The sequence below is a fragment of the Allomuricauda sp. CAU 1633 genome (genome assembly GCF_017313225.1).
Classification (GTDB): Bacteria; Bacteroidota; Bacteroidia; order Flavobacteriales; family Flavobacteriaceae; genus Flagellimonas.
The window spans coordinates 1-22,504 of the sequence record NZ_JAFLNE010000001.1 but is presented as its reverse complement, the minus strand read 5'-3'; the positions used below and the strand labels follow the sequence as shown (position 1 = coordinate 22,504).

The 22,504-nt window shown below is 39.1% G+C and carries 27 protein-coding genes and 1 tRNA gene; 25 read left to right on the top strand and 3 right to left on the bottom strand.

Features of this window, described 5'->3' with window-relative positions; genetic code table 11:
• Window positions 1-23: 23 nt before the first annotated feature.
• Genes J0X14_RS00135 through J0X14_RS00125 form a run of 3 tightly spaced genes read right to left on the bottom strand, consistent with a single transcriptional unit; the run spans window position 24 to window position 2,576 of the window.
• Window positions 24-899, bottom strand: a complete 876-nt coding sequence (locus J0X14_RS00135) for a sterol desaturase family protein (RefSeq protein ID WP_207096626.1) — start codon at window positions 897-899, stop codon at window positions 24-26.
• Between the two features lie 2 nt (window positions 900-901).
• Entirely contained in the window at window positions 902-1,354 is a 453-nt protein-coding gene (locus J0X14_RS00130) for a monoheme cytochrome C (RefSeq protein ID WP_207095741.1), read from the bottom strand.
• A gap of 1 nt (window position 1,355) precedes the next feature.
• Window positions 1,356-2,576, bottom strand: coding sequence for a sulfite oxidase (locus J0X14_RS00125; protein WP_207095740.1), 1,221 nt, complete (start codon window positions 2,574-2,576; stop codon window positions 1,356-1,358).
• Window positions 2,577-2,764: 188 nt separating this feature from the next.
• Between J0X14_RS00125 and J0X14_RS00120 the strand changes: the two genes are divergently transcribed.
• The 25 genes from J0X14_RS00120 (at window position 2,765) to J0X14_RS00005 (ending at window position 22,361) form a co-directional block, all read left to right on the top strand.
• Entirely contained in the window at window positions 2,765-2,971 is a 207-nt protein-coding gene (locus J0X14_RS00120) for a DUF2892 domain-containing protein (protein ID WP_207095739.1), read from the top strand.
• Between the two features lie 176 nt (window positions 2,972-3,147).
• The gene (locus J0X14_RS19105; RefSeq protein WP_262897088.1) at window positions 3,148-3,276 is read left to right on the top strand and encodes a hypothetical protein; all 129 of its coding nucleotides are present in this window, start codon (window positions 3,148-3,150) and stop codon (window positions 3,274-3,276) included.
• 105 nt (window positions 3,277-3,381) lie between these two features.
• Entirely contained in the window at window positions 3,382-4,683 is a 1,302-nt protein-coding gene (locus J0X14_RS00115; RefSeq protein ID WP_207095738.1) for a TolC family protein, read from the top strand.
• A 7-nt stretch (window positions 4,684-4,690) separates the two neighbouring features.
• On the top strand, window positions 4,691-5,782 hold the full coding sequence (locus J0X14_RS00110) for an efflux RND transporter periplasmic adaptor subunit (protein WP_207095737.1): 1,092 nt from the start codon (window positions 4,691-4,693) through the stop codon (window positions 5,780-5,782).
• Window positions 5,783-5,798: 16 nt separating this feature from the next.
• Window positions 5,799-8,996 carry an efflux RND transporter permease subunit gene (locus J0X14_RS00105; protein WP_207095736.1) on the top strand — a complete coding sequence of 1,066 codons (3,198 nt, stop codon included), beginning with the start codon at window positions 5,799-5,801 and terminating at the stop codon, window positions 8,994-8,996.
• A 1-nt stretch (window position 8,997) separates the two neighbouring features.
• A complete protein-coding gene (locus tag J0X14_RS00100) occupies window positions 8,998-9,303 on the top strand; it encodes a hypothetical protein (protein ID WP_207095735.1) in 306 nt (101 codons plus the stop codon).
• Window positions 9,304-9,312: 9 nt separating this feature from the next.
• Window positions 9,313-9,516 (top strand): DUF2892 domain-containing protein, encoded by a 204-nt coding sequence (locus J0X14_RS00095; RefSeq protein WP_207095734.1) that lies wholly within the window; start codon window positions 9,313-9,315, stop codon window positions 9,514-9,516.
• A gap of 60 nt (window positions 9,517-9,576) precedes the next feature.
• Window positions 9,577-10,134 (top strand): YeeE/YedE family protein, encoded by a 558-nt coding sequence (locus tag J0X14_RS00090; protein ID WP_207095733.1) that lies wholly within the window; start codon window positions 9,577-9,579, stop codon window positions 10,132-10,134.
• Window positions 10,131-10,544: a YeeE/YedE family protein gene (locus tag J0X14_RS00085; RefSeq protein ID WP_207095732.1), complete on the top strand. Its 414-nt coding sequence runs from the start codon at window positions 10,131-10,133 to the stop codon at window positions 10,542-10,544. The genes J0X14_RS00090 and J0X14_RS00085 overlap by 4 nt, the downstream gene beginning before the upstream one ends.
• 102 nt (window positions 10,545-10,646) lie before the next feature.
• Window positions 10,647-11,054 carry a response regulator gene (locus J0X14_RS00080; RefSeq protein WP_207095731.1) on the top strand — a complete coding sequence of 136 codons (408 nt, stop codon included), beginning with the start codon at window positions 10,647-10,649 and terminating at the stop codon, window positions 11,052-11,054.
• A 99-nt stretch (window positions 11,055-11,153) separates the two neighbouring features.
• Window positions 11,154-11,225 (top strand) — tRNA-Arg (locus J0X14_RS00075).
• 231 nt (window positions 11,226-11,456) lie between these two features.
• Complete coding sequence (locus J0X14_RS00070) at window positions 11,457-12,725, top strand: site-specific integrase (protein WP_207095730.1); 1,269 nt, start codon at window positions 11,457-11,459, stop codon at window positions 12,723-12,725.
• Window positions 12,726-13,465: 740 nt separating this feature from the next.
• Complete coding sequence (locus tag J0X14_RS00065; protein WP_207095729.1) at window positions 13,466-14,074, top strand: recombinase family protein; 609 nt, start codon at window positions 13,466-13,468, stop codon at window positions 14,072-14,074.
• 77 nt (window positions 14,075-14,151) lie between these two features.
• Window positions 14,152-14,664, top strand: a complete 513-nt coding sequence (locus tag J0X14_RS00060; RefSeq protein WP_207095728.1) for a hypothetical protein — start codon at window positions 14,152-14,154, stop codon at window positions 14,662-14,664.
• Window positions 14,665-14,780: 116 nt separating this feature from the next.
• Entirely contained in the window at window positions 14,781-15,065 is a 285-nt protein-coding gene (locus J0X14_RS00055) for a hypothetical protein (RefSeq protein WP_207095727.1), read from the top strand.
• Between the two features lie 11 nt (window positions 15,066-15,076).
• On the top strand, window positions 15,077-15,337 hold the full coding sequence (locus tag J0X14_RS00050) for a hypothetical protein (protein ID WP_207095726.1): 261 nt from the start codon (window positions 15,077-15,079) through the stop codon (window positions 15,335-15,337).
• Window positions 15,338-15,732: 395 nt separating this feature from the next.
• Window positions 15,733-16,170, top strand: a complete 438-nt coding sequence (locus J0X14_RS00045; RefSeq protein WP_207095725.1) for a hypothetical protein — start codon at window positions 15,733-15,735, stop codon at window positions 16,168-16,170.
• Between the two features lie 15 nt (window positions 16,171-16,185).
• Window positions 16,186-16,605 (top strand): hypothetical protein, encoded by a 420-nt coding sequence (locus J0X14_RS00040; RefSeq protein WP_207095724.1) that lies wholly within the window; start codon window positions 16,186-16,188, stop codon window positions 16,603-16,605.
• 347 nt (window positions 16,606-16,952) lie between these two features.
• Entirely contained in the window at window positions 16,953-17,273 is a 321-nt protein-coding gene (locus tag J0X14_RS00035) for a hypothetical protein (RefSeq protein WP_207095723.1), read from the top strand.
• Between the two features lie 21 nt (window positions 17,274-17,294).
• Window positions 17,295-17,618 carry a hypothetical protein gene (locus J0X14_RS00030; protein ID WP_207095722.1) on the top strand — a complete coding sequence of 108 codons (324 nt, stop codon included), beginning with the start codon at window positions 17,295-17,297 and terminating at the stop codon, window positions 17,616-17,618.
• A 227-nt stretch (window positions 17,619-17,845) separates the two neighbouring features.
• Window positions 17,846-18,262 carry a hypothetical protein gene (locus J0X14_RS00025; RefSeq protein ID WP_207095721.1) on the top strand — a complete coding sequence of 139 codons (417 nt, stop codon included), beginning with the start codon at window positions 17,846-17,848 and terminating at the stop codon, window positions 18,260-18,262.
• Between the two features lie 29 nt (window positions 18,263-18,291).
• The gene (locus J0X14_RS00020; RefSeq protein ID WP_207095720.1) at window positions 18,292-18,687 is read left to right on the top strand and encodes a hypothetical protein; all 396 of its coding nucleotides are present in this window, start codon (window positions 18,292-18,294) and stop codon (window positions 18,685-18,687) included.
• Window positions 18,688-19,052: 365 nt separating this feature from the next.
• Window positions 19,053-20,903 (top strand): beta-ketoacyl-ACP synthase III, encoded by a 1,851-nt coding sequence (locus J0X14_RS00015; protein ID WP_207095719.1) that lies wholly within the window; start codon window positions 19,053-19,055, stop codon window positions 20,901-20,903.
• A gap of 9 nt (window positions 20,904-20,912) precedes the next feature.
• A complete protein-coding gene (locus J0X14_RS00010) occupies window positions 20,913-21,806 on the top strand; it encodes a DUF6999 family protein (protein ID WP_207095718.1) in 894 nt (297 codons plus the stop codon).
• Window positions 21,807-21,863: 57 nt separating this feature from the next.
• On the top strand, window positions 21,864-22,361 hold the full coding sequence (locus J0X14_RS00005; RefSeq protein ID WP_207095717.1) for a hypothetical protein: 498 nt from the start codon (window positions 21,864-21,866) through the stop codon (window positions 22,359-22,361).
• Window positions 22,362-22,504 lie beyond the last annotated feature (143 nt).

Sequence of the window (22,504 nt, the reverse complement as noted above, 5' to 3'; positions counted from 1 at the left end):
CCGATGTCGCTTCCTTTGTTACATTACCCCCTTTTTTTTAACCCATAAATCAACTGCCCCCAGAATCCCTTGGGAAGTTTTTCATCCCCAGGGAATCCCAATTCAATTTTACCGCCACTTTCTGGAATATAATTGGTGCGGAAAATATAATCCCAAAGACTAAGACTGATTCCAAAGTTCATTCCATACCGATGTCCTTCAGGAAGGTTATAGGCATGATGGTACAAATGCATCACAGGGTTGTTCAAAATGTATTTTAAAGGTCCCCAGGTCAGTTTAAGGTTGGCATGATTAAAATGCCCAATGGCGATGGCGGCAAAGTGGACAATATAGGCTTGTTCGGGTTCAAATCCACCCAGAATCATAACTCCCAGAGTCTTCAACGGTTTATAGAGGATGTTTTCCATCCAATGGTACCGGAGATGCGCCGCAAATCCCATCTCCTTCACACTATGGTGCACCTTATGAAATTCCCAAAAAACCGGAACCCTATGCAAGAGCACATGGGTGAACCACTGTACAAAATCCAAAATGATGAAGAAAACCAAAAGTTGCACCCATTGTGGCCAAAGCGTGACCTCGACAATCGACAGACTTTTTGAAGTGATACCCATATCTGCAAAAAGTACTTCCAGTACTTTAAACACCCCACTGATGATGATGGCAAAAATGAAGAAGTTGAAGAACATGTAGAAAGCGTCTAACCAAAAGTCCTTTCTAAAAATGGATTGCTCCTTTCGCCATGGAAAAAGAATTTCCAACCCCCATACCAAGAGTGAAATGGCAATCAACCCCCAAAAATAATTGGTATACCAGGGTACTTCAAAGATAATGGACTTCCAGGTCCACTGTACCATACCCAAAAAACCATTTACAAACGCATCTATATATTCCATCAGGATTATTTTAGCTCATACCATTCAATATTTTCCAAGTTTTGCCGCCGACCCTTGGTTGTAGGGGCATAATTTTTGGCCAAATAGGTCAAAATCAATTCCTCATTGGTCCCCAAATCCCAAAGGTTTTGGGTTTCCTGCATCCAGGTAATGGTGGCTTTCCATCCTTCGCGGCTCATACGGTTCTGGGTGACCAATTTTGCGGAATGGCAACTTGTACAATTCTGGATGGTGGCTTCCATTCCCTCATCATCAATAAATCCGGTGGCCACATGAATGCCATTTTCAACTTTGTCGTAATCTTCGATTGATTCTTCCACGGGAATTTCTTCAATTTTAGGTTTTGGCTTTTGATTGGACCAATAATACAATCCACCAAACAGCACCAAAATCAATACTAAAAAGGAAAGAAGGACTTTGGAAAATGCACTTACCTGTTTTTGAAACTTGTCCCCCATGCTATACGATTTTAACCGCTATTCTGTGACAGGCATTATTGAGATACCCTTTCGGATTCCATCCGGGCAATATCATGGGCTGACCTTTTCCATTGGAGTCGGTCGCTCTTGCCCAAACTTCATAATACCCTTTTTTGGGGAAGGAAACAGTCGCTTTAAAATGTTGCCAAGCCAATCGATTTGTAGGTTTTTCAAGGGTGCAACTGCGCCACGTACTTCCAAAGTCGATGGAATACTCCATTTTTGAAACCTCCAATTCTCCGGCCCACGCATGTCCGTTGATGTTCAATTTTTGGCCTTCCTTGATTAACGCACCACTTTTTGGATAGGTAATCAAGGATTTAACCGGCATGGATTCAATAATGCACATATTGGATTCTGCGACTTCGCTGCCCGGAGCCACCGTTTCACAAGGGACACGGTACGAAGTACCGCCCATTTTTTCACCATCATGCACTTTGTTGCGAACACTGATTCGATTGATCCATTTCCCAGAAGTGGAAGCGGGCCATCCGCCACAGACCAATCGCAATGGGTGGCCATGTGCCAAGGGAATATCCTCCCCATTCATGGAAAATGCCAATAAAGTTTCATCCTGTAGTGCTTTGTCAATGGGAACCCCTCTGGAGATGGGCTCCTTGTTGGGGTCGCCACTTAAATGGGTGTCTGCAGCATGATAGCCAATATATACAGCATCAGATTTTATTCCGGCGTCCTCAAGAACATCCCGCAGTCGAACCCCGGTCCATTCGGCGCAAGAAACTGCACCCACGGTCCATTGATTGCCTTTTGCAGGTGGGTTGAACTCGCTCCGTCCATTGCCTCCACATTCCAATGTCAATTTGTAGGTATGGTGTTGGAACTTGCTTTTGAGCTCGCTCAGAGAATACGTTTTTTTGGTTTTGATGGACTCACCATCCAAAGTCAAGGTCCAATTGGAAACATCAATGCTCTCGGGAATTCGACCGTTATTCCGAATGAACATGAATTTATTCGGGGTGATTTTATCATTCAACAAGTGGGCTTGGGCCTCCATATTCCATGGTTTGTTGTTGAGTACAACCATTTCCTTGTCTTTGTTGAATAGTTCAAAAGGGTCTGGGTCTTGAAGACCTAGAGGATGGTATCCTTTTGGCATCAGGCCACCATAAACAATGTCCACGCCCAAGATGCTGGCCATGGTTGCCAAAGACATTCCTAACGTAAATTTCCTTCTGTTCATAAATAGAGATTAAATGTATCGTAAAAATAAGTAAAGCTATGTAACCCAAGTTACCGAATGGTTTGAGCCATTATTGTAGTTTTAAACATGAAGTTTAGAAAGTGGCAGAAATTGGTGATGGTGTGTGTTATCTGCCTCATAATGATTACCTTAATAGTTGTATTGGTAGAAAACATAAACTGAAAATTATGAAAACAAACATGGGCGGTATGGACCGCGTAGTACGATTGATCATTGCTCTTGTAGTGGTTGCCTTATATTATTTTGGAGTGATTTCTGGAACTTTGGCCACTGTGCTATTGGTATTGGCGGGCATATTCGTATTGACAAGCTTAGTTAGTTTTTGTCCTTTGTATACCTTATTTGGAATAAGTACTTGCAAGGTCAAAAACTAGGTTTTTTAGTTGGTTGATGTAAAAGCCGCTCTTTAGAGCGGCTTTCTTTGTTAGAAACAATACGGTTAGTGAAGAACCATTGCATATTGGAATGTTGGTTATGGCTTTATGAGGATTATCATATTATGAATATAGCACAGCAGTTAAATTTGATTAAAACTTAAAACCAATACATTGTGAAAGCATTACAAAGTATTCCATTAGTATCATGGGAGAACGGTATCTTGATGATAGGTGTGTTCGCCCTTGTGGTGGTCGTTCTTGTTGTTGCCGTTTTGGCCATGATGAACAGCGGAAAAAAATAGTATTTCCCAATCCAATCTATAGTATAAAGTTCCCCAGTACCTAAGTAACCAATGTTACTGTGGATACAATTCCATCGCTCTAATTTTGGCTCAAAATGAACTAAAATGCAGCGAACTTTATTAGTAATGTCATTGGTGCTTGCGCAGGTGATTTTTGCCCAAGATCAGGTGAAGATTTCATTGGATGATGTCTTGGTTAGGGTGCAAGAGTCCAATGCGAGCATTCAGGTTTCCGATCAGGAAGCCAAAATGGCCAAATACGACTATAGATTTTCAAACTCTGTCTTTTTGCCACAGATTTCTGTATCGCATACGGGGATGGCAACCACAAACCCTTTAATGGCATTTGGATCCAAACTCAATCAAGGGATTTTGACCCAGGCTGATTTTAACCCAGACTTATTGAACGATCCCGATCAGGTGGAAAACTTTGCCACCGTGGTATCGGTACAACAACCCTTGATCAATATGGATGGTTTTTATCAGCGTAAAGCAGCCAAAACTACCATGGAAGCCAAAGAGCTTCAAGCGATGAGAACTAGGGATTACCTTGATTTTGAAGCCCAGAAAGCATACGGTCAATTGCAATTGGCGTATCGTGCTGTGGAAGTGATGCAAAAAGCCTACGATGCAGCAACCGCCAACCTGAACATGGCCCAAAACAGCTTTGACCAAGGATTGCTTCAAAAAGCGGATCTATTGGAGGTGAAAGTTAGAGTCACCGAAGTTTCCGATCAATTGAAAACGGCGCAAAGCAATGTAAAAAACGCTTCTGACTACGTGGCTTTTTTAATGAACGAACAAGGAAACGTTGTTTTTGAACCTACCCAAGAATTGTTACCAGATAATATTGGTGTAGCAACCGAAGCTGCTTTGGAAAATAGGGCAGATGTGAAAGCCATGGATTTGGTTTCCGAAGCATACAAAGCAAACATGAAAGCGGATAATATGACCTTTTTGCCAAGGTTAAATGCCTTTGCCAGCTATGAGATGTATGATGATCAGATATTTCAGGCAGATTCCAAAGGATACATTGTTGGGGCAAGCTTGAGCTGGGATGTTTTTAAAGGATCACAGCGATTTGCCAAGGCAGGAAAAAGCAAAACAAACTATGAAAAAGCACAAACAGCATACGAACAATACGTCGCCAAAAGTACTATGGAGCTACAACGCACCAAGCGGATGGTCGAGGACGCCAAGAACAGGCTCCAGACATCAAAATTGGCTATGGAGCAATCCGAAGAATCATTGAGAATACGTACAAACCGATTTAAAGAGGGATTGGAAAAAACAACCGATTTATTAATGGCCGAAGCCACTTATGCCGAAAAGCAATTGGCCTATTATCAAACCATTTTTGAATACAATCAAGCACAATCCTTACTCAAATTTTTAACCAAAGAATAATTGCAACATGAAAAACACTACGATATATAAAAGCATCATTTTAACCGTGTCCTTAGGTCTGACCTTAATGGGATGCGGAAGTGACGAAAAACAAACTGTTGATACCTCTGCGGCCGTGCCAGTAACGGTTGCCGATGTGGACTTGGGCGATAGCTCCACCATTTTGGCAGGGAGTGGTCAAATTAAGGCTGTGAACAGCGCTACCTTGAGTACCCGAATGATGGGCTATGTGGAGTCACTTCCCGTTAAAATAGGTCAGAAAGTAAACAAGGGTGACTTGCTTATTTCCATAAACAATGGAGATTTAAGAGCTAAAAAAGCACAAGTAGAAGCTTCCATTACCGAGGCTACAGTGGCATTCAACAATGCTAAAAAGGACTACGAAAGGTTCCAAAACCTTTTTAAAGAAAGCAGTGCTTCACAAAAGGAACTGGACGATATGACCGCGCGTTACGAAATGGCCAAGGCCAGATTGGAAGCGGCAAACCAAATGAAGAACGAGGTGAATTCCCAGTTCGCCTATGCCGATATCAGAGCGCCATTCAGTGGTGTAGTGACCAACACCTACATTGATGAGGGCGATATGGCCAATCCTGGAGTGCCTTTGGTTTCTGTGGAATCCCCAGGAACAGGATTTGAGGTAGAGGCCAAAGTAGCCGAAAACAACATTTCTGCCATTGAAGTGGGTACAACAGCCCAAGTTTTGGTGAAAGCATTGGATACCACAATCACAGGTACGGTTTCCGAATTGAGTGCTTCTGCACAAAATACAGGAGGCCAATATGTAATGAAAGTAGGCTTGGATGAAACAGATGCCAAGATTTTGTCAGGTATGTATGCAACCGTGAGGCTAGAGGCGGAAAATGAGAGCAATGGAAAAACAGTTGTGACAGTTCCGTCCACAGCCTTGGTGCACAAAGGGCAATTGACAGGGGTTTATACGCTTGGACAAGATAATGTGGCGCTTTTGCGTTGGTTGCGTTTGGGCGAGAATTATGGTGATCAAGTAGAAGTATTATCTGGATTGTCCAAAGGAGATCAATACATCGTTTCAGCCGAAGGAAAGCTGTACAATGGAGCTAAAGTAACTATTCAATAACCCAAAAAAGCTAACAATGAAAGACGGACTAGCAGGAAAAATAGCCAAAGGGTTTATCAGCTCCAAACTAACGGTGCTCTTAATGATCGTGTTCATGGTCATTGGAGTGTACAGTTCTTTCTTGATTCCAAGGGAAGAGGAGCCACAGATCGATGTGCCCATGGCGGATATTTTTGTGGGATACCCTGGGGCCAGCCCAACCGAGGTGGAATCCAGGATCACAAAACCGCTTGAAAAAATTATATCCAACATTAAAGGCGTAGAGTACGTGTACACTACATCCATGCAGGAGCAGGGGATGGCCATTGTACAGTTCTATGTCGGGGAAGATATTGAAAGATCATTGGTGCGTTTGTACGATGAGATCAACAAGCACATGGATCAAATGCCAAACGGGGTTACCATGCCTTTGGTAAAAACCCGTGCGATTGATGATGTGCCCATGCTTGCTCTAACCCTTTGGAGCGATGAATACGATGATTTTCAATTACGAGAGATTTCTGGTGAGTTGATCAATGAGGTTGAAAAAGTAAACGGGGTTTCCATCACTAAAAAGATTGGAGGAAGAAACCGTCAGCTTCGTGTAGTGGTGGACAAGGATAAAATGGCTGAATCTGGCATTGATATGTTGGCCGTGGCCCAAATGATTCAAGCCAACAACCAACAAATGGATGCTGGGAATTTCCTTTCCAACGATACCGAGTTTCACATCAGCACAGGCAACTTTTTGGAAAGCAAGGAAGATCTGGAAAACCTGATCGTGGGCACCAAACAAAGTCAACCCATCTATTTAAAACAGGTAGCAACCGTTTTGGATGGCCCAGAATTGCCCAAAAATTATGTCTCCCTTGGATTCGGGGCTGCAAGTGAGAAGTCAGAAACTTTCAAATCTGAATATCCAGCGGTAACCATTTCCATTGCCAAAAGAAAAGGGGCCGATGCTATGAAGATTGCCGATGTGGTGTTGGACAAAGTGGAGCACTTAAAATCAAATCTAATTCCTGATGATGTGCATGTTGAGGTAACCCGTAACTACGGTCAAACAGCTTCGCAAAAAGTATCCGAATTGTTGATGCACTTGATCGGTGCAATCATTGCCGTGACCTTTGTGGTGATGTTAGCCATGGGTTGGAGAGGTGGATTGGTTGTATTCCTTTCCGTACCGATCACATTCGCTTTGACCTTGCTCAGCTATTACATGCTCGATTACACCCTGAACCGAATCACTTTGTTTGCGTTGGTTTTTGTAACGGGTATTGTGGTGGACGACTCCATTATTATCGCGGAGAACATGCACCGCCACTTTAAGATGAAACGTCTGCCGTTCAAGGATGCGGCACTCTACGCCATCAACGAAGTAGGTAACCCGACCATTCTGGCAACTTTTACGGTAATCGCATCCGTATTGCCCATGGCATTTGTTTCTGGGTTGATGGGGCCTTATATGTCCCCAATGCCAATCGGAGCATCCATTGCCATGTTGTTGTCCCTGTTTGTGGCGTTGACCATTACCCCATATTTGGGCTTCATCTTCTTGAGAGAAAAGGACAAAAAGAAGAACAAAAAGGAAAAGGAGGCTGTCGAAATTCAAGACACCTTTATTTATAAAGCCTACGAACGTTTCGAAAAACCACTGATTGAAAGTAGAAAGAAGCGATGGATTTTTATTGGCATCACGGTGGTGTTGTTATTTGCTTCTGTGGGGATGTTCTTTACCAAATCGGTAGCCGTAAAAATGCTTCCTTTTGATAACAAAAACGAATTCCAAGTGGTGATTGACCTCCCTGAGGGGTCTACTTTGGAACGTACTTCAGCAGTCGCTAAAGAAGTAGGGGCATACTTGTCTACAAGACCAGAAGTAGTGAACTATCAAACCTATGTAGGAACTTCTGCACCCATAACATTCAATGGATTGGTGAGACACTACGACCTACGAGGAGGAAGTAATATGGCCGATATTCAAGTAAACCTCACCGATAAGCACGACCGTAGTGAGCAAAGTCACGATATCGCCAAATTGTTACGACCTAAAATCCAAGAATTGGGCAAAAAGTACAATGCAAACATCAAAATTGTCGAGGTGCCTCCAGGCCCTCCTGTATTGTCTACCATTGTTGCTGAGGTGTACGGCCCAGGTTACGATAAGCAAATTGCATTGGCAGATGATGTAAAAGGCATCTTGAACAATACCACCGATGTTGTGGATGTGGATTGGATGGTTGAGGATGATCAAATGGAGTACGATTTTGTGGTGGACAAAGAGAAAGCGATGCTTTATGGAGTAACACCCCAGCAAATTGTTCAGGTGATGGCTATGGCTTTCCGTGAGCAGCCCGTTTCCCATATCTATCGCGAAGAAGCATTCGACCAAATTGGCATTGTGCTATCCGTTAGTGAAAAGGACAAATCAAGCTTGGATCAGATTCAACAATTAAAAATAACATCACAACAAGGGAATATGGTGTCCGTGGGTGATTTGGTTTCCATTAAAGAGGGAACCAAGGCCAAGAGCATCTATAGAAAAAACCAAAAGCGAGTGGTGTATGTGATGTCTGATATGGCGGGTGAACTGGAAAGCCCGGTGTACGCCATTTTGGGTATGACGGATAAGTTAAATCAATTGGAGCTACCTCAAGGCTATTCCATTAACGAGCTCTATATGGAGCAACCCCAGTATGAGGATGACTATACGGTGAAATGGGATGGGGAATGGCAAATAACCCTTGAGGTGTTCCGTGATTTGGGAATCGCGTTCCTCGGCGTCATTGTGATCATTTACATGTTGATCGTAGGGTGGTTCCAAAACTTTAAAGCGCCCATGGTAATGATGGTGGCCATTCCACTTTCCTTGATCGGAATTGTGTTGGGTCACTGGATGTTGGGTGCATTTTTTACCGCAACCTCCTTTATCGGGATGATTGCCCTGGCGGGAATCATGGTGCGGAACTCGGTATTGCTTATCGACTTCATCAACCTTAGGTTGAATGAGGGAGTTCCCCTTAAGCAAGCCGTAATTGAAGCAGGTGCCGTGCGTACCACACCTATTTTGTTAACCGCAGGAACTGTTGTGATTGGAGCTTTTGTGATTCTGTTCGACCCTATTTTCCAAGGGTTGGCCATATCACTTATGGGAGGAACCATTGTGTCTACCGTATTGACGCTCTTGGTGGTGCCATTGGTGTATTATATGATTGAACGTAAAAATTATAGCTAACATGAAAATGATCATTGTTACCACAGTCGAAGAGTATAAAAGCCAAGTTTTTAGACTCTTTAAACAAGCAGGAGTGGACAGTTTTAGCGAATCCGATATCGATGGTTACAAAAGTGCAGCGCCATTAATGTACACCAGCAGTTGGTTTCCAAGTGAAAAAGGTGGGGCCGCTTCCAATATGTTCTTTTCATTCACCGAAGAAGAAAAGGTGACCGAATTGTTCAAGTTGATCAAGCAATTCAATGAGGAAAGTGAAACTACCAACCCGATCAGAGCCATAGAATTACCTATAGAAAGAACCGTTTAAAATTGTAGCATGAGAAATAGAATAGTAAGAGGAGTAGCAGGAAGCTTTATATTGATCAGTTTGATTTTGGCCATTTATGTGAGTCAGAACTGGCTTTGGCTTACCGCATTTGTCGGTGCCAATTTGTTGCAATCATCATTGACCAAATGGTGTTTGCTGGAAGGTATCCTGAAAAAGTTTGGGGTGTCCGACGGTGAAAAGGACTGTTACTAAACTTCACCCATATTTGATAATTAAAGCATTTTCGTGACATTTGTATAAAACCACGCGAAAATGCTTTATCAACCTTGGCCCTGGTATGTAGCTGGGCCCCTTATTGCCATTTGTATGGCATTGCTCATTTTAATGGGCAAACGTTTCGGAATGTCCTCCAACCTCGAGACTTTTTGTTCCATTGGAGGCGCAGGAAAATTCACAGATTACTTCAAAGTAGATATAAAATCCAAACGCTGGAACCTATTGGTGGTTCTCGGCTCCGTTATTGGTGGATTTTTGGGAGCACATTGGTTGTCACCCAACCCCGCAGTCGATATTTCACCAAAAACCGTTACCAAACTTCAAGAATTGGGATTTGATAGTGCTGGAAAAGCCTATTTGCCCACGGAGCTTTTTAGTTTGGAATCGTTATCCGAGCCAAAAGTTTGGATTATTCTTTTAATTGCAGGAATTTTAGTTGGCTTCGGAACGCGTTATGCTGGAGGATGTACTTCTGGACACGCCATTTCGGGCTTGAGCAACCTACAGCGACCCTCTTTGATTGCCGTTATTGGATTTTTTATGGGTGGATTGATCATGGTTCACTTGTTATTTCCCTTAATTTTTGCAGCATGAAGAATGTAGCTTACATCATTATAGGGACTTTTTTGGGAGTTGTTCTATACAAATCTGAAGCCGCTTCGTGGTTCAGGATTTATGAAATGTTCCAGTTCGATTCATTCCACATGTATGGTATAATCGGGTCAGCTTTGGCGTTAGGAATCGTATTGGTACAGTTGATCAAGAAATCAAAGACCAAATCCTTTTTTGGAGAAGTCATAAACATACAGGATAAAGAAAAATCTTTTGCCCGTTATATTTTGGGCGGAACCCTTTTTGGCTTGGGTTGGGCATTGGCTGGAGCCTGTCCAGGGCCCATTTATATTTTGGTAGGAGCAGGGTATTGGCCCATAGTTATTGTACTTATAGGAGCTGTTTTAGGTGCCTTTTTATATGGTATTTTGAGGGGTAAACTGCCCCATTAAGGTTGATTTAACGGGATATTTGGGCAAAACAACGAATTTGAATGGTTTGTTGGGTGCAAGCCTATAGCTTTGGCTGTCCCAAACTTACATAATTGTCCCTACATGAAGCTAACCACGTTTATCATAGACGATGATTTGGTGTCGCAGTTCGCGACCCGATACTGCATACAACAATCCCATAGCGATTTTGATATTGTTACCTGTTCCAGTGGAGAAGAAGGTATACAAGCTTGTTTTGGCTCCGTGGAGGAACATAGCAAACTTCCAGATATTATTTTCTTGGACTTGGTTATGGACGGGATGAATGGTTGGGAATTTCTTGAAAATCTTCGAAATCTATTCAAAGGACACAGGCTGCCCAGTGTTTATGTGCTTTCTGCCTTTACCAATGCCAAAGACCGTACTATCGCCAAGCAAAATGGGATGATTGCCGGATATGTGGATAAACCTTTGTCGCGCTCGTATTTGGAGAGAATCCTAAAAGAAGAGGAGAAAAAGCGTATTTCATAATTCCTTTTAAATCTTCTCAAAGTCAATCATCTTATTTTGGTTTTGTGGGTTGTTTAAAGTTTTTAAAAAACCCTATTTTTGCAATCCATTTTTAGCAATGGCCCCGTAGTTCAATGGATAGAATAGAAGTTTCCTAAACTTTAGATGCAAGTTCGATTCTTGCCGGGGCTACTTTTTGACTTCCGAATGATTCAATAAATCATTAAATTATTGAAAACCAAATATTTAATATTTTTTGATTTTAATTGAATTCCTTTGATTTTGGCTTTTAGAGTTCACAAATCGTCAACATTTTTCAGGTTACTGTTTTGAGATAAGTGATTAAAATACAGTAATTTAGTTGATATGTTCGATTTGATTTGACTTTCGTCTTCGTCAATGTTTAACAAAAAGAAGACAATTATGAGGTCAAATTCCACTTTTTCCGTCCTGTTTTGGCTTTATTCCGCTAGGTCAAAAAATGGCAAAGCCCCTATTTATGCTAGGATTTCTGTCAATGGTAAAAAACTAAACATTAGTTTAAAGCGGAGAATCAAAATCAATTACTGGGACCCCGAAAGGCAGCGGGTAAAGAATTCTACTATTGATGCTAAATCCATCAATCAGTACCTTGATGAGTTTTACTCAGGACTGTTCCAATCATTTCAACAATTGCGAATAGAGGGTAAGCACATTACCCCTCATAGTGTAAAGGCCAGATTTATGGATGAGGAAGTGGAAAATCAACATTTTACCATGAGGGACTTGGTATCCTACCATAATTCCAATATGTTTCCCAAGCTCCACGGAAATACCTCAAGACTCTACCTGACAAGCCAGAAGTATATCTTTTTATTCTTGAAAACAAAATTAAAATTGGAAGACATCAGACTTGATGAACTGAACTATAAGTTTATCCTTGACTTTGAAAATTTTCTTCGCAAGCATAAACCTAATCACTATCAAAAGCAAATTGGTAACAATGCTGTAATGAAGCATATTCAAAGACTGAGAAAAATGGTCTCCCTGGCCTATCGACTGGAGTGGATAGATAAAGATCCTTTTAGGCAGTTTAAACAGAGGCTGACCCCTACGAACAGAGAATATTTAGGTTCCGAGGAACTTCAAGCCATTGAAAAACTGAAACTTCATAGTAAGCGATTAAAAACTGTCAGGGACCTTTTTGTCTTCAGTTGTTATACAGGGGTGTGTTATACTGATTTAATGCTTCTTACCGAAGATAACGTGGTTATGGGTTTGGATAAGGAATATTGGATAATCACCAAAAGGCAGAAAACCCAAAACCCGGTAAAAATACCGCTATTAAAAAAAGCTCTTGACTTGATTGAACGATATAAGGAGGATCCTAGGTCTATTATTAACAATACTTTGTTTCCGAGAATATCGAACCAAAAGATGAACGCCTATTTGAAAGAGATTGCAAGTGAAGCAAAAATCAAGAAGAATTTGACTTTCCATATGGCTAGACACACGTTCGCTACGACTGTGACCTTGACCAATGGTGTACCTATAGAGACCATTTCAAAAATGCTGGGACATCGTAAGCTTACCACAACTCAGATATATGCCAAGGTTTTAGAGAGAAAAGTGAGTGAGGACATGGAAGTTTTGAGAAGCAAACTAGAATCTCCTAATGCATCAAGTGCCAAAAGAAAAGCAAATGAAGCATAGCGAAGAGTAGCTCCCCAAATCTTACCTTCAACTTTTGCACGTGGTTCCTGTTTCAATTTTATAGTGATCGGAAAGATAAGCGTGAAGTAAAATTGAAATAGGGTGCAATGGCCTATTTTCAATATTGAAAGAGTTCAATTCCTTCACAAAAAGCAATGCTATTCAGGTTTTCTTTGCTTGCAAAGAAAAAATGAAGAGCAAGAGGATAGCGTGCTGACGCAGCGCTATTGATTCATTTTCCTTCGGAAAAGCCCATATTTAAGGGGTTTTGCAAAATACCGGTTCAGTACGTTTAGTTCATTTTTAGCTTAAAAACCCTCTCAGCCCAATAAAACCAAGGAATTTTTAGCTTAAAAATGGAGTTTTGTTGCTTTTAATCAAGTTGTCTTCAATTCTTGATATAATGTTGTTTTGACTCTAGCGGTAATTGTCTTTTTTACTAAAAAATGGGGTTCAGGCCAGTAAAATCAAGGCGTTTTTTACAAAAAAATGACCATTAAGTACAAGTGTTGGTCAAAATTTGCCTCGCTCAGTAGTATTAGTTTGTGTAAGATTTGGGGCTTGCAGCACTCCACTTCGTTGCGTTCGCCTCCATATCGATTTCCATTTCATGACAGGGCGTTATAAGGCACCGTTTTATTGAACTTTCAATGTAAAATGTGTCCACTGGTTTGTTAAAGTTCAATTCCCCGTACTAAATAAATAGTTTACATTCTACCCTTTATTTAAACTTTCAGGTTATGGTTTTTGGATATGCACGGGTGAGTACCATGGAACAAAGTTTGGACCTTCAATTGGATGCACTCCTCAAAGAAGGGATTCCACAAAAGAACATTTACACGGATAAGGTATCGAGTACCAAGGAAGTGCGGAAAAGCTTGAGTAAACTTTTAAAATATGTACGGGACGGGGATACTATTGTGGTCTGGAAACTTGATCGGTTGGCAAGGAGCCTGATTCATTTTACCAATCTAATGACAAAGTTAAAAGGAAAGGGAGTCCGTTTCAGGAGCATCACAGAACCTTTTATAGACACTACAGAGAAGTCTTCCCATTCTGAGTTTATCATCAACATATTTGCTGCCTTGGCACAATTGGAAAGGGATATCATCATTGAACGAACGAAAGCAGGTCTGGAATCGGCAAGACGCAGAGGGAAGATTTTAGGAGCGCCAAAGGGATTAAGTAAGAAAAATCAACAAAAAGCTGTACTTTGTGAGGAGTATTTCAATAACGGGGTGTTGGCCGTTACAGAGATATGTGAACGATTGAACATTTCAAGGGCCACCTATTACAAGTATTTACGACATAGGGGGCTTTCAGGAAAGTTGAGATCGTATAAAAGATGATCAATTACATCGATAATTTTCCATTTTGAGTCTATATAGATGTATTTTAAGCTTTATATAAACAAGTTAACAATCAAATGAGAGGACTCATTCTTTGTTTACTTCTATTATTGGGCGCTTCTCATGCTCACTCGCAGTATTCTGTCAAAAGAATTGCAGCATTGGTCCATGACTTAGAAATTTCCGTCACTGATACAACCTATATTGATGATGAGCGACCTGAAATATTTGAGTTAGAGACACCAATAGTTCAATTTACGGTCAACGACAATGCAACTTTCAATGTTGTTTCATCTAAACGTAATTTCTCGGATAATGAATCCTATAGTATTTTTCAAAAGATATATAAGAGAGGGAATGTGTCAGATTTTCTACAAATGGCGGAAAGCAAAAATCCAGCTTTAAGGGTTTATGGATTTTGGGCTTTGGTAAAAAACAATAAACTGGACAGTGCAGAGTCCGTATTGAGAACTGAAAACAAAATATCAGAAAAAGTCTATTGGAATTCTATTGGTTGCGTGATTTATCCAATTACGTCCAATGAATTAATGTCAGATCTAATTAAGCGATTCAAGGAATATGGTAGCTGATAGAAAACTCAGTAAAGTTTGAACAAACTATGAGGATTTACCACCTGATTTACTATAACCTTTTTAGAGTTAGTCGAAAACGAAATGCTTCTCCTGAAATTCCAGTTTTATCGTATATGGCATTCTTAATAACTTCACTCCTTATAACTGGATTTAATTCTGTTCTGCTTCTTTTGAGATTTAAATTGCTCTATAAGATTCATTATGTAGGAACCTTTTTGGTTATTGGTCTATTTGGACTCAATTATTATTATTTTGTGGTTAAAGGAAATGGTTCAGAAATTATGCGCACGGAAAAATTGGATATTGGCAAAAAATCCATAATCATTGATATATCTTTCGTGGGAATAATGTTCCTATCTGGATTCACATACTATCTGGTCAGGGAAATGAACCCCTGATACTTTTGTTCTTGAAACATCTAGATAAAGTTAAAATAATGATGAGCAGTTTCGAAACACAGGTTGATAGAAATTTAATGGGGAAGCGACTTGAAAAGGAAGGAAAGGTCCAGGAAGCTAAAGCACTTTACGAAGCCAATGTTTCAGAAGATTTTGTAGGAAGTTTTCCATATAGGAGATTAGCAGTTATCTATCGTAAAGAAAAATCTGTGCGGGACGAAATAAGGGTTCTAAATAAAGCCGTAGAGGTTTTTAATTCTCTAATCAAATGAGAAAGAAGGGATGTTCATCCGAAATTAAAGGAATTTCGTGAAGCTTTGGGAAAGGCTAAATCAAAAATGCAAAAGTCTATTTAAACGATTTGAACAAGTAGACATTCATTGTGAAAAAATTGAAAAGCTCTTGGCATAAATGAAAAGCGAAAACTGGAACCATTTCTTGATTCTTGGAATTGTTTTCACATTAGTTTTTATTGGGCTTCATTTCCAGTCAGGACCCTTTTATTACAGAGGATTGCCGATTGACATTCAAATAGTAAGAATGGTATGTTTGCTTATTGCAATTATAAACTTTGCTAGTTATCTAGGCTTGAAAAAAACAAAGAAAAAATGATAGGTTCAAATAAACGATTCAAATAGCCTTTCAAACTTATTTTTATAACACTGACTTGAAATCAAAATCACACACATTTCTCAATAAGTATGGTTTAAAAATTGGTGGACTTTTTATGGTTCTTGTTTCCTTGTTAGTGATTAGGAATGGAGTAATCAAAAAGAAAATAACCGAGGAAAATAGGATTGTATCTGCAAAGGTTCTTGAGACACCATTGGATTGTGATGATTTAGGGAGACGAGGGGGCTATTACAAATTGGAATTCAATGGAATGGTTTTTGTGAAAAACGGGAATCGACTTATTTGTGAACAGGTTTTTGGAAAGGAAAGTGTTGATGTATTAACAAATTTGAAAAGGAATAAAATTGTCTTTATAAATGAATACAAAAATTCAAACGACATTTTATACGGAACTTTACTAGTTTTAATGGGGTTGGTAATTACCTTCATAGACAAGATAAAATCTCTTTCAAACAAGAATTCGAAAAATTAAAAGTTCAATTAAACGATGAAGAATATAGTAGTGCTTGGTCTTGTTTGCGCTTTCTTAATGAGTTGCAGAGAAAATGAAAACAAAACAAATATAGTTTCGCAAACAACTATCTTGGATAAGGTTGATTTAGAAAATTGGATGGAAACACCTCATGTATCAGGACGATTAGCAACGGAAATGGATGTCAATGCTGGCTCTGCAACTTTTATTATTGACAGTCAAGGGAAGGATCATAAACCTTTAGATATTCAGCTTCCTTCATTAGCTTTTCAAGTTGATGTTGAGACAAATAAGAAAACCCCTGTTATAGTTATTCAAGCTGAAATGATTGGAGAACAACACATCGTGGGGGTTAAATATTTAGATGGTTCATACGGAGTTTGTGAGATGTCAGAATTAGAATTTGTAGAGAGCCCATCAGAGTTTAAAAAGTAAAATGCCCCTAAGTGAGTGCACTTTTGAAGTGCTTGGGATATAAAAGTTCAAACAAACGATGAAAGAAGGAATCGTATTAACCATTATAGCTAGTATTGGAATAATTTCATTCGCTTTTTTTCAAAAGGATACTAAAAAACTTTATTCCGAATATAATGAAGACCCAAACTCTGATTATTCCTATTGGATCACAAAGTATTATGAATTACCACTTTTTATTATATTGTTAATACTTGGTTTGACCTTAATATACACAAGTTTAGCAGTAAAATATGGTTGGCCTTATATTAAATTTTTTGAATGGTGAATGTTGATTTTTATATAAAAAGTTCAAATAACGGATTTAAATGAATCGGCTAAAAAATTACTTAATAGAGAATTGGATTTCAGTAATTGCAAACGTATTCATTGGTTGGGTTCTTTTTATGCTTTTAGGCGTATTCTATGTTTTGGACGATACTTCCACTCATATACTAGATGGATTGGACAGTCAAAAATCAATTTTGACTGAACTGTATCAACCTATCTACCTTGGAGGCATTATTCTGGTCTTAGGGCTGTCATTAATGCTGTTGGCAAAAGGTTTTAAAAAAAGTATGGTGACAATTGTAGTTGGAATTATAACCTTGATTATCTATTTCTGGAAAATGAAAATAGTGGGTATTTAAATAGCTGAGTTCAAATAAACGATGAAGAAATCAATCTGGACATTCACATTTTTATCGATATTGACCCAATATACTTTTGCGTGTGATTGTGGATTTAAAAGTTTGGCTGAACTTCAAACAAAGGAAATTGAGATTTCTGAATGTATTTTTATTGGGGAAATCATTGAAATAAATAGTGACCTGACTTACAAAATAAGGGTAATAGAATCATTGGATGGTGGGGACCTACAAGACAATATCTATATCGGAAAAAATTGGAAATCTTGCCAGCCTTATGTTGAGGAAGAGGGCTTTTGGCTCGTCTATGGACGAATGGAAAATGAATTCTTGAAAATGAACATCTGAGGATTAAGCAGAGCTTTTGGTAAACCAACCGCTCCTCCATCAAATTCTGAAAAAAAGGAAGCTAAAGATAAAGGCAACATGACTGAAGATAAATTATACTCAGAATTGTGGAAAGAGCGTAGAATGGATTTGGCAGATGAAATTTATGCCTTGAGAAGGAGAAGGGACCGTATAAAACTATAAAGTTTAAATAATCGATTCACAATTAAGACCAAATAAATAAAGTTTTGACCAACCCAGAGCTTGAGAAATTAATAGAAGAAATAGAGTCAAAGAGCTCCAGACAAAATGCGTACTTTGATTATTCATTTAATGAAGATTTTGGGTATGCAAAGGGAAATAAGGATGGGCTACTATTGTATTCTGTAGAACTTTTGAAAGCTGCAAAAGAAATAGAACTAAGAACCTTTAATGAAGGGGATACTGAAATGTACCATCCAAATTTTGAATGGGTCCAGAGCCAAGAAAACAATCCATTTGATTATTTTCAAATTACCCGAAAATTCAAATCTGAAATTAATATTGAGAAACCCTTAAAAGATTCATGGAAGGATAAATTATTTGGTTTGGGATGTTTAGCACTAATAATATTCGTCTTGTTTTTGGCTGTAGTTGGTTTGGTATATTTTATAGGATGGTTTTAAATAAAGTTCAAATAAACGATAGTGTCAAAATGAGTTGGGATTTGTTCGTGCAAGATTGGGGGGATTTTGATTCTTTGGATGAGATTGCCGATGACTTTGAACCAAAATCAATTGGTATGAGGTCAGAAATCATTGATAAGATCAAGACAGTTGAACCTACGGTAGATTTTTCAAATCCATCATGGGGGATATTGGAGAACGGACAATTCTCAATTGAGTTTAATATGGGTGAATCTGAGGATTTCAATAGTTTCGTAATGCATATAAGAGGAAATGAACTTGCGATGCCATGTATCGGAAATATTTTGAGCAGCCTTAAATTAAAAGCGTCAGATGGTTCTAGTCCTTTCTTCTTTGATGTTGAAAAGTCGAAAGGAGATTTACAAAAATGGATTGATTACAGAGATTCAATTCTTAATAGATAAGTTCAAATAAACGATTTCATATGATAGATGAAGTTATTGGATACACTCTATTTCATTTAATAGTGAATGTCATTGGAGGTACTTTACGCTGGATTTATGGATCTGTCTGGAGAACTATTTTGAATAAACCTAAATTCACTTATAAAGAATACTTGTGGGGACCAAAAAAATCAAAGGATTATTATGACAGACACCATCTATTCAATAATGGGTTTGTGGCAATAATATTTATGATTGCATTAGGCTTCCTAATAGATTGGATTTGGTGATTTTAGAAATAGAAAGTTCAAATAAACGATCAGACCCTCAATTCTATTGCGGGTAAATATATATTGTAAACCGGCAATAAAAGAAGGCTGTTTAATATGAGTGATGTATATATCAATGCTTTGGGAGCCTTTCTCCCTAACGAGGCTATACCAAATCATGAAATGGAGGAGTATTTGGGTGAGATTAATGGGGCGCCCAGTACTTTAAAAACCAAAATACTGCAGCAAAATGGAATTAAGCATAGGTATTATGCCCTTGACAAGAAACAGAAAAGTACACATTCCAATGCCGAAATGGCGGCGATGGCTTCAAAGACTGCCCTTCGACGAAGCTCTGTTTTAGATGACCACATTCAGATGATATCCACAGGGACAACACAAGGAGATCTCCCAGTCCCTGGTTTTGCAAGCATGGTACATGCAGCACTCGGAGCCCCAAAGTGTGAACTTGCAAATTTCCAAAGTGTTTGCGCAAGTGGGATAATGGCCTTGAAAAGCGGTTATTGTCAAATAAAAGCCAATGAAAAGCAAAATGCACTTTGTATCGGAAGTGAGTTTGCCAGCAGATTGTTCAAAGCTTCAAGGTTTGAGGCCCAAGGACAAACCTCCCTTCCTTTTGACACTGAATTCCTTAGATGGATGTTATCGGATGGTGCTGGCGCTATGGTATTGGAAAACAAACCAAATATTGATGGGCTATCCCTCAAAATCGAATGGATAGATATTAAATCATATGCCAATGACCACCCTCTCTGTATGTATGTCGGCCCCAGTGGCACATCTAATGGTAATATCTCCAGTTGGCTTGACTATCCCGATTATGAATCCGCATCAAAAGCAGGCGCAATTAATTTAAAGCAGGATGTTCGTCTTCTTCAAAGAGTCATGAAAGTTGGCGTCTCCCATTACTTTGAATTAATTGATGTCGGAAAAATTATTACGGAGGAAGTAGATTGGCTTTGCTGCCATTATTCCTCTGAATTTTTCAAAAAACCAATCCAGGAACTTCTTGAAAAAGGCGGAGCGTATATTCCGGAAGAAAAATGGTTCAGTAATTTGATAAGCAAGGGTAATACAGGTGCCGCTTCAATCTACATAATGTTGGAAGAGCTTATGTATTCAGGAAAATTGAAGCCGGGTCAGACCATTCTTTGTATGGTTCCCGAAAGTGGAAGGTTCATCACATCGTTTATGAAGTTGAGTGTGGTGGGGAATGAAAAAAATGGTTTGACGAAGTATCCGATAAGAAAAGTCGAAGCACCAGAACTTGAAATCATTAAAAACCCAACTTCAGAATGGTTGGTTAGACAGCTTAGCCAAATATGGATTGATTTCGAAACCCAACTCCTACAAGTACCCATAGTCAGAAAAATACATGACGGGACATTGGGCCTTGACGATTATAAACTTTTATTGCTAGATTTAAGACAACAGGTAATCGATGGGTCACAATGGATCTCCAGGGCAGCCTCCAACATTGATATTGACTTATTTGAACTGCGTTCAGCTTTCATAAAGCATACGGCAACTGAACACAAAGACTATCAGCTATTGGAATCGAATTACGTTGCCTTGGGAGAACCCTTAGAAAAAATAAGGAATAGCGAAAAAAACATCGGGAGTATTGCTTTATCATCCTTTATGTTTCAACAAGCAAGTAAACCAAACCCAATTGACCTATTAGGTGCCATGTTCATCATTGAGGGAATAGGAAAGCGCTTAGCCGGTTATTGGGGCGAACTCATTCAGGACCAGCTTAATTTGAGCAACGCCCAAGTATCATTTCTAACCTATCACGGTGTAGCGGATGAAAATCATTTCCATCGACTTGAGGAAGCTTTGAACCATCCTCTTATGAATTTGGATCTAGCCGGTAAAATAGCAAAGACGGCCAAAACCACAGCTCTTCTTTACCATTTGCAATTAAAAGAACTGGGAAATTACTAAATTGAGCATATGAGCGATGAATTTGATATTGGAAAGCACGACCAAAGGGACCCAAACCCTTGGCTTGCAATGTATCTGGACAGCAGTATTCCCATAAACAACAAAACAAAGCAAGCCCTGATGAGGGACAATAACAGTAGGTCCACGCGATACCTTCTGCCGTTTATCCAGCTTTGGTCGAAAATCTCTATGTTTTTCATTCATGCCTTTAAGTTTTTCTTTCCGAAGCTTTTCAACTCTTCCAGTATTTTGCACAAAATTTTAGCATGGGGGTTGAAGAATTTCGTGAATCCTGACGCCAATTTGCTCATTTTCAGGCATTTTCATGCAGGCAGTGAAATTTTGGAGTTCATAGCCAAGAATATATCGGGTATAGAGGTAAAAACAAGCCCACTTAAACCATTTGATTTCGAGGATGTGAAGGAAGATCTATTCCTAAATCATGATCTTAACCTGTACAATTTTGTAATAAACCTGAATAGCCAACTCAAAAGCAAGGGGTTGAACATACAAAAACAGGAATCCCTCAATTTGGAAATGATATCAGAGGATCAGTTTAACCATATCGAATTTCCGAGTAGATGGACAAACATTCTGGATTTAAGGTCTGCCATAGAACTGTTTACACCTTTCTATCAACTTTTTCTAACGGTAAACGATTTTGTCAGGGCTTCAAATTCACTCCAGTTAGACGAAACGGTTGCTATTTACACTACACAAATCCTTGGTACGCCTGGACATTTGGGACTTGTGAACAATAAACACCCTATGGTGCCAACTTCCACCTATACTGCAGCTTACAGACTCGTTCTTCATGGGCTTGCCACAGAAACATTGCATGAAATACTTGTTAATTTAAAACTAGGCAAGTCACAAGACGGGATAATGACACCCAGTAGGTAGTTTGATCAAAAGTTCAAATAAACGATTCGTAAATCCAGAAAGCAAGATCAACATAACATGACTAAAATACCAGGAATAAAAATTTTGGTTGCACTTCCAATTCTGTTTCTTGTGTTCCTTTTCATATTAGGTCGACCATGGGATAATCCATCCATGAAAGATTATTATTTCGAAGAGTACCAAATTCAAAGAGCTGGTGTTATTAAAAACAAGGAACTCTGGAAAGGTTGTGGTCTATCGATTGAGTTTGTAAATTCAAATAGAAAATATATCTCATTCAAAAAGGATACAGCCACCGTTTCTATTGGTCATGATTGTGAGGTCAATGAACAAATACGTCAAGGTGATTTCTTTCAAAAATTACCTGAAAGCAACAAATGTTTTATCATTCGAAATGATAGCGTTATGTTGTTCGATTGTAATTCGGATATGCAAAAAATAGTTGAAAAATTTAAACTCCCAATTAGTAACATAAATGAATGGAACTTACAGGAGAAATACGTTTGGCATAAAATGCCTTATTTACCGATTGAAAAGTTTTTGGATAAGAACTAAGGATTAATAAAGTTCAAAATAACGATTACTCTAGATGAAGAAAATATACTATTTAATCCTGATTATATTTTTTACAGCGTGTAACATTGGTAAATCACAAAATTCATCCTCCAAGATGATAGAACAAAGTCAGCTGTTAAATA

Coding starts and splice junctions, on each gene's coding strand:
- J0X14_RS00020 (WP_207095720.1), top strand. CDS start 18,292: ATGAGTTGGGATTTGTTCGTGCAAGATTGGGGGGATTTTGATTCTTTG.
- J0X14_RS00085 (WP_207095732.1), top strand. CDS start 10,131: ATGAAGAATGTAGCTTACATCATTATAGGGACTTTTTTGGGAGTTGTT.
- J0X14_RS00010 (WP_207095718.1), top strand. CDS start 20,913: ATGAGCGATGAATTTGATATTGGAAAGCACGACCAAAGGGACCCAAAC.
- J0X14_RS00015 (WP_207095719.1), top strand. CDS start 19,053: ATGAGTGATGTATATATCAATGCTTTGGGAGCCTTTCTCCCTAACGAG.
- J0X14_RS00070 (WP_207095730.1), top strand. CDS start 11,457: ATGAGGTCAAATTCCACTTTTTCCGTCCTGTTTTGGCTTTATTCCGCT.
- J0X14_RS00115 (WP_207095738.1), top strand. CDS start 3,382: ATGCAGCGAACTTTATTAGTAATGTCATTGGTGCTTGCGCAGGTGATT.
- J0X14_RS00035 (WP_207095723.1), top strand. CDS start 16,953: ATGAATCGGCTAAAAAATTACTTAATAGAGAATTGGATTTCAGTAATT.
- J0X14_RS00100 (WP_207095735.1), top strand. CDS start 8,998: ATGAAAATGATCATTGTTACCACAGTCGAAGAGTATAAAAGCCAAGTT.
- J0X14_RS00030 (WP_207095722.1), top strand. CDS start 17,295: ATGAAGAAATCAATCTGGACATTCACATTTTTATCGATATTGACCCAA.
- J0X14_RS00080 (WP_207095731.1), top strand. CDS start 10,647: ATGAAGCTAACCACGTTTATCATAGACGATGATTTGGTGTCGCAGTTC.
- J0X14_RS00095 (WP_207095734.1), top strand. CDS start 9,313: ATGAGAAATAGAATAGTAAGAGGAGTAGCAGGAAGCTTTATATTGATC.
- J0X14_RS00090 (WP_207095733.1), top strand. CDS start 9,577: ATGCTTTATCAACCTTGGCCCTGGTATGTAGCTGGGCCCCTTATTGCC.
- J0X14_RS00055 (WP_207095727.1), top strand. CDS start 14,781: ATGGCATTCTTAATAACTTCACTCCTTATAACTGGATTTAATTCTGTT.
- J0X14_RS00005 (WP_207095717.1), top strand. CDS start 21,864: ATGACTAAAATACCAGGAATAAAAATTTTGGTTGCACTTCCAATTCTG.
- J0X14_RS00105 (WP_207095736.1), top strand. CDS start 5,799: ATGAAAGACGGACTAGCAGGAAAAATAGCCAAAGGGTTTATCAGCTCC.
- J0X14_RS00040 (WP_207095724.1), top strand. CDS start 16,186: ATGAAGAATATAGTAGTGCTTGGTCTTGTTTGCGCTTTCTTAATGAGT.
- J0X14_RS00125 (WP_207095740.1), bottom strand. CDS start 2,576: ATGAACAGAAGGAAATTTACGTTAGGAATGTCTTTGGCAACCATGGCC.
- J0X14_RS00065 (WP_207095729.1), top strand. CDS start 13,466: ATGGTTTTTGGATATGCACGGGTGAGTACCATGGAACAAAGTTTGGAC.
- J0X14_RS00060 (WP_207095728.1), top strand. CDS start 14,152: ATGAGAGGACTCATTCTTTGTTTACTTCTATTATTGGGCGCTTCTCAT.
- J0X14_RS00130 (WP_207095741.1), bottom strand. CDS start 1,354: ATGGGGGACAAGTTTCAAAAACAGGTAAGTGCATTTTCCAAAGTCCTT.
- J0X14_RS00120 (WP_207095739.1), top strand. CDS start 2,765: ATGAAAACAAACATGGGCGGTATGGACCGCGTAGTACGATTGATCATT.
- J0X14_RS00110 (WP_207095737.1), top strand. CDS start 4,691: ATGAAAAACACTACGATATATAAAAGCATCATTTTAACCGTGTCCTTA.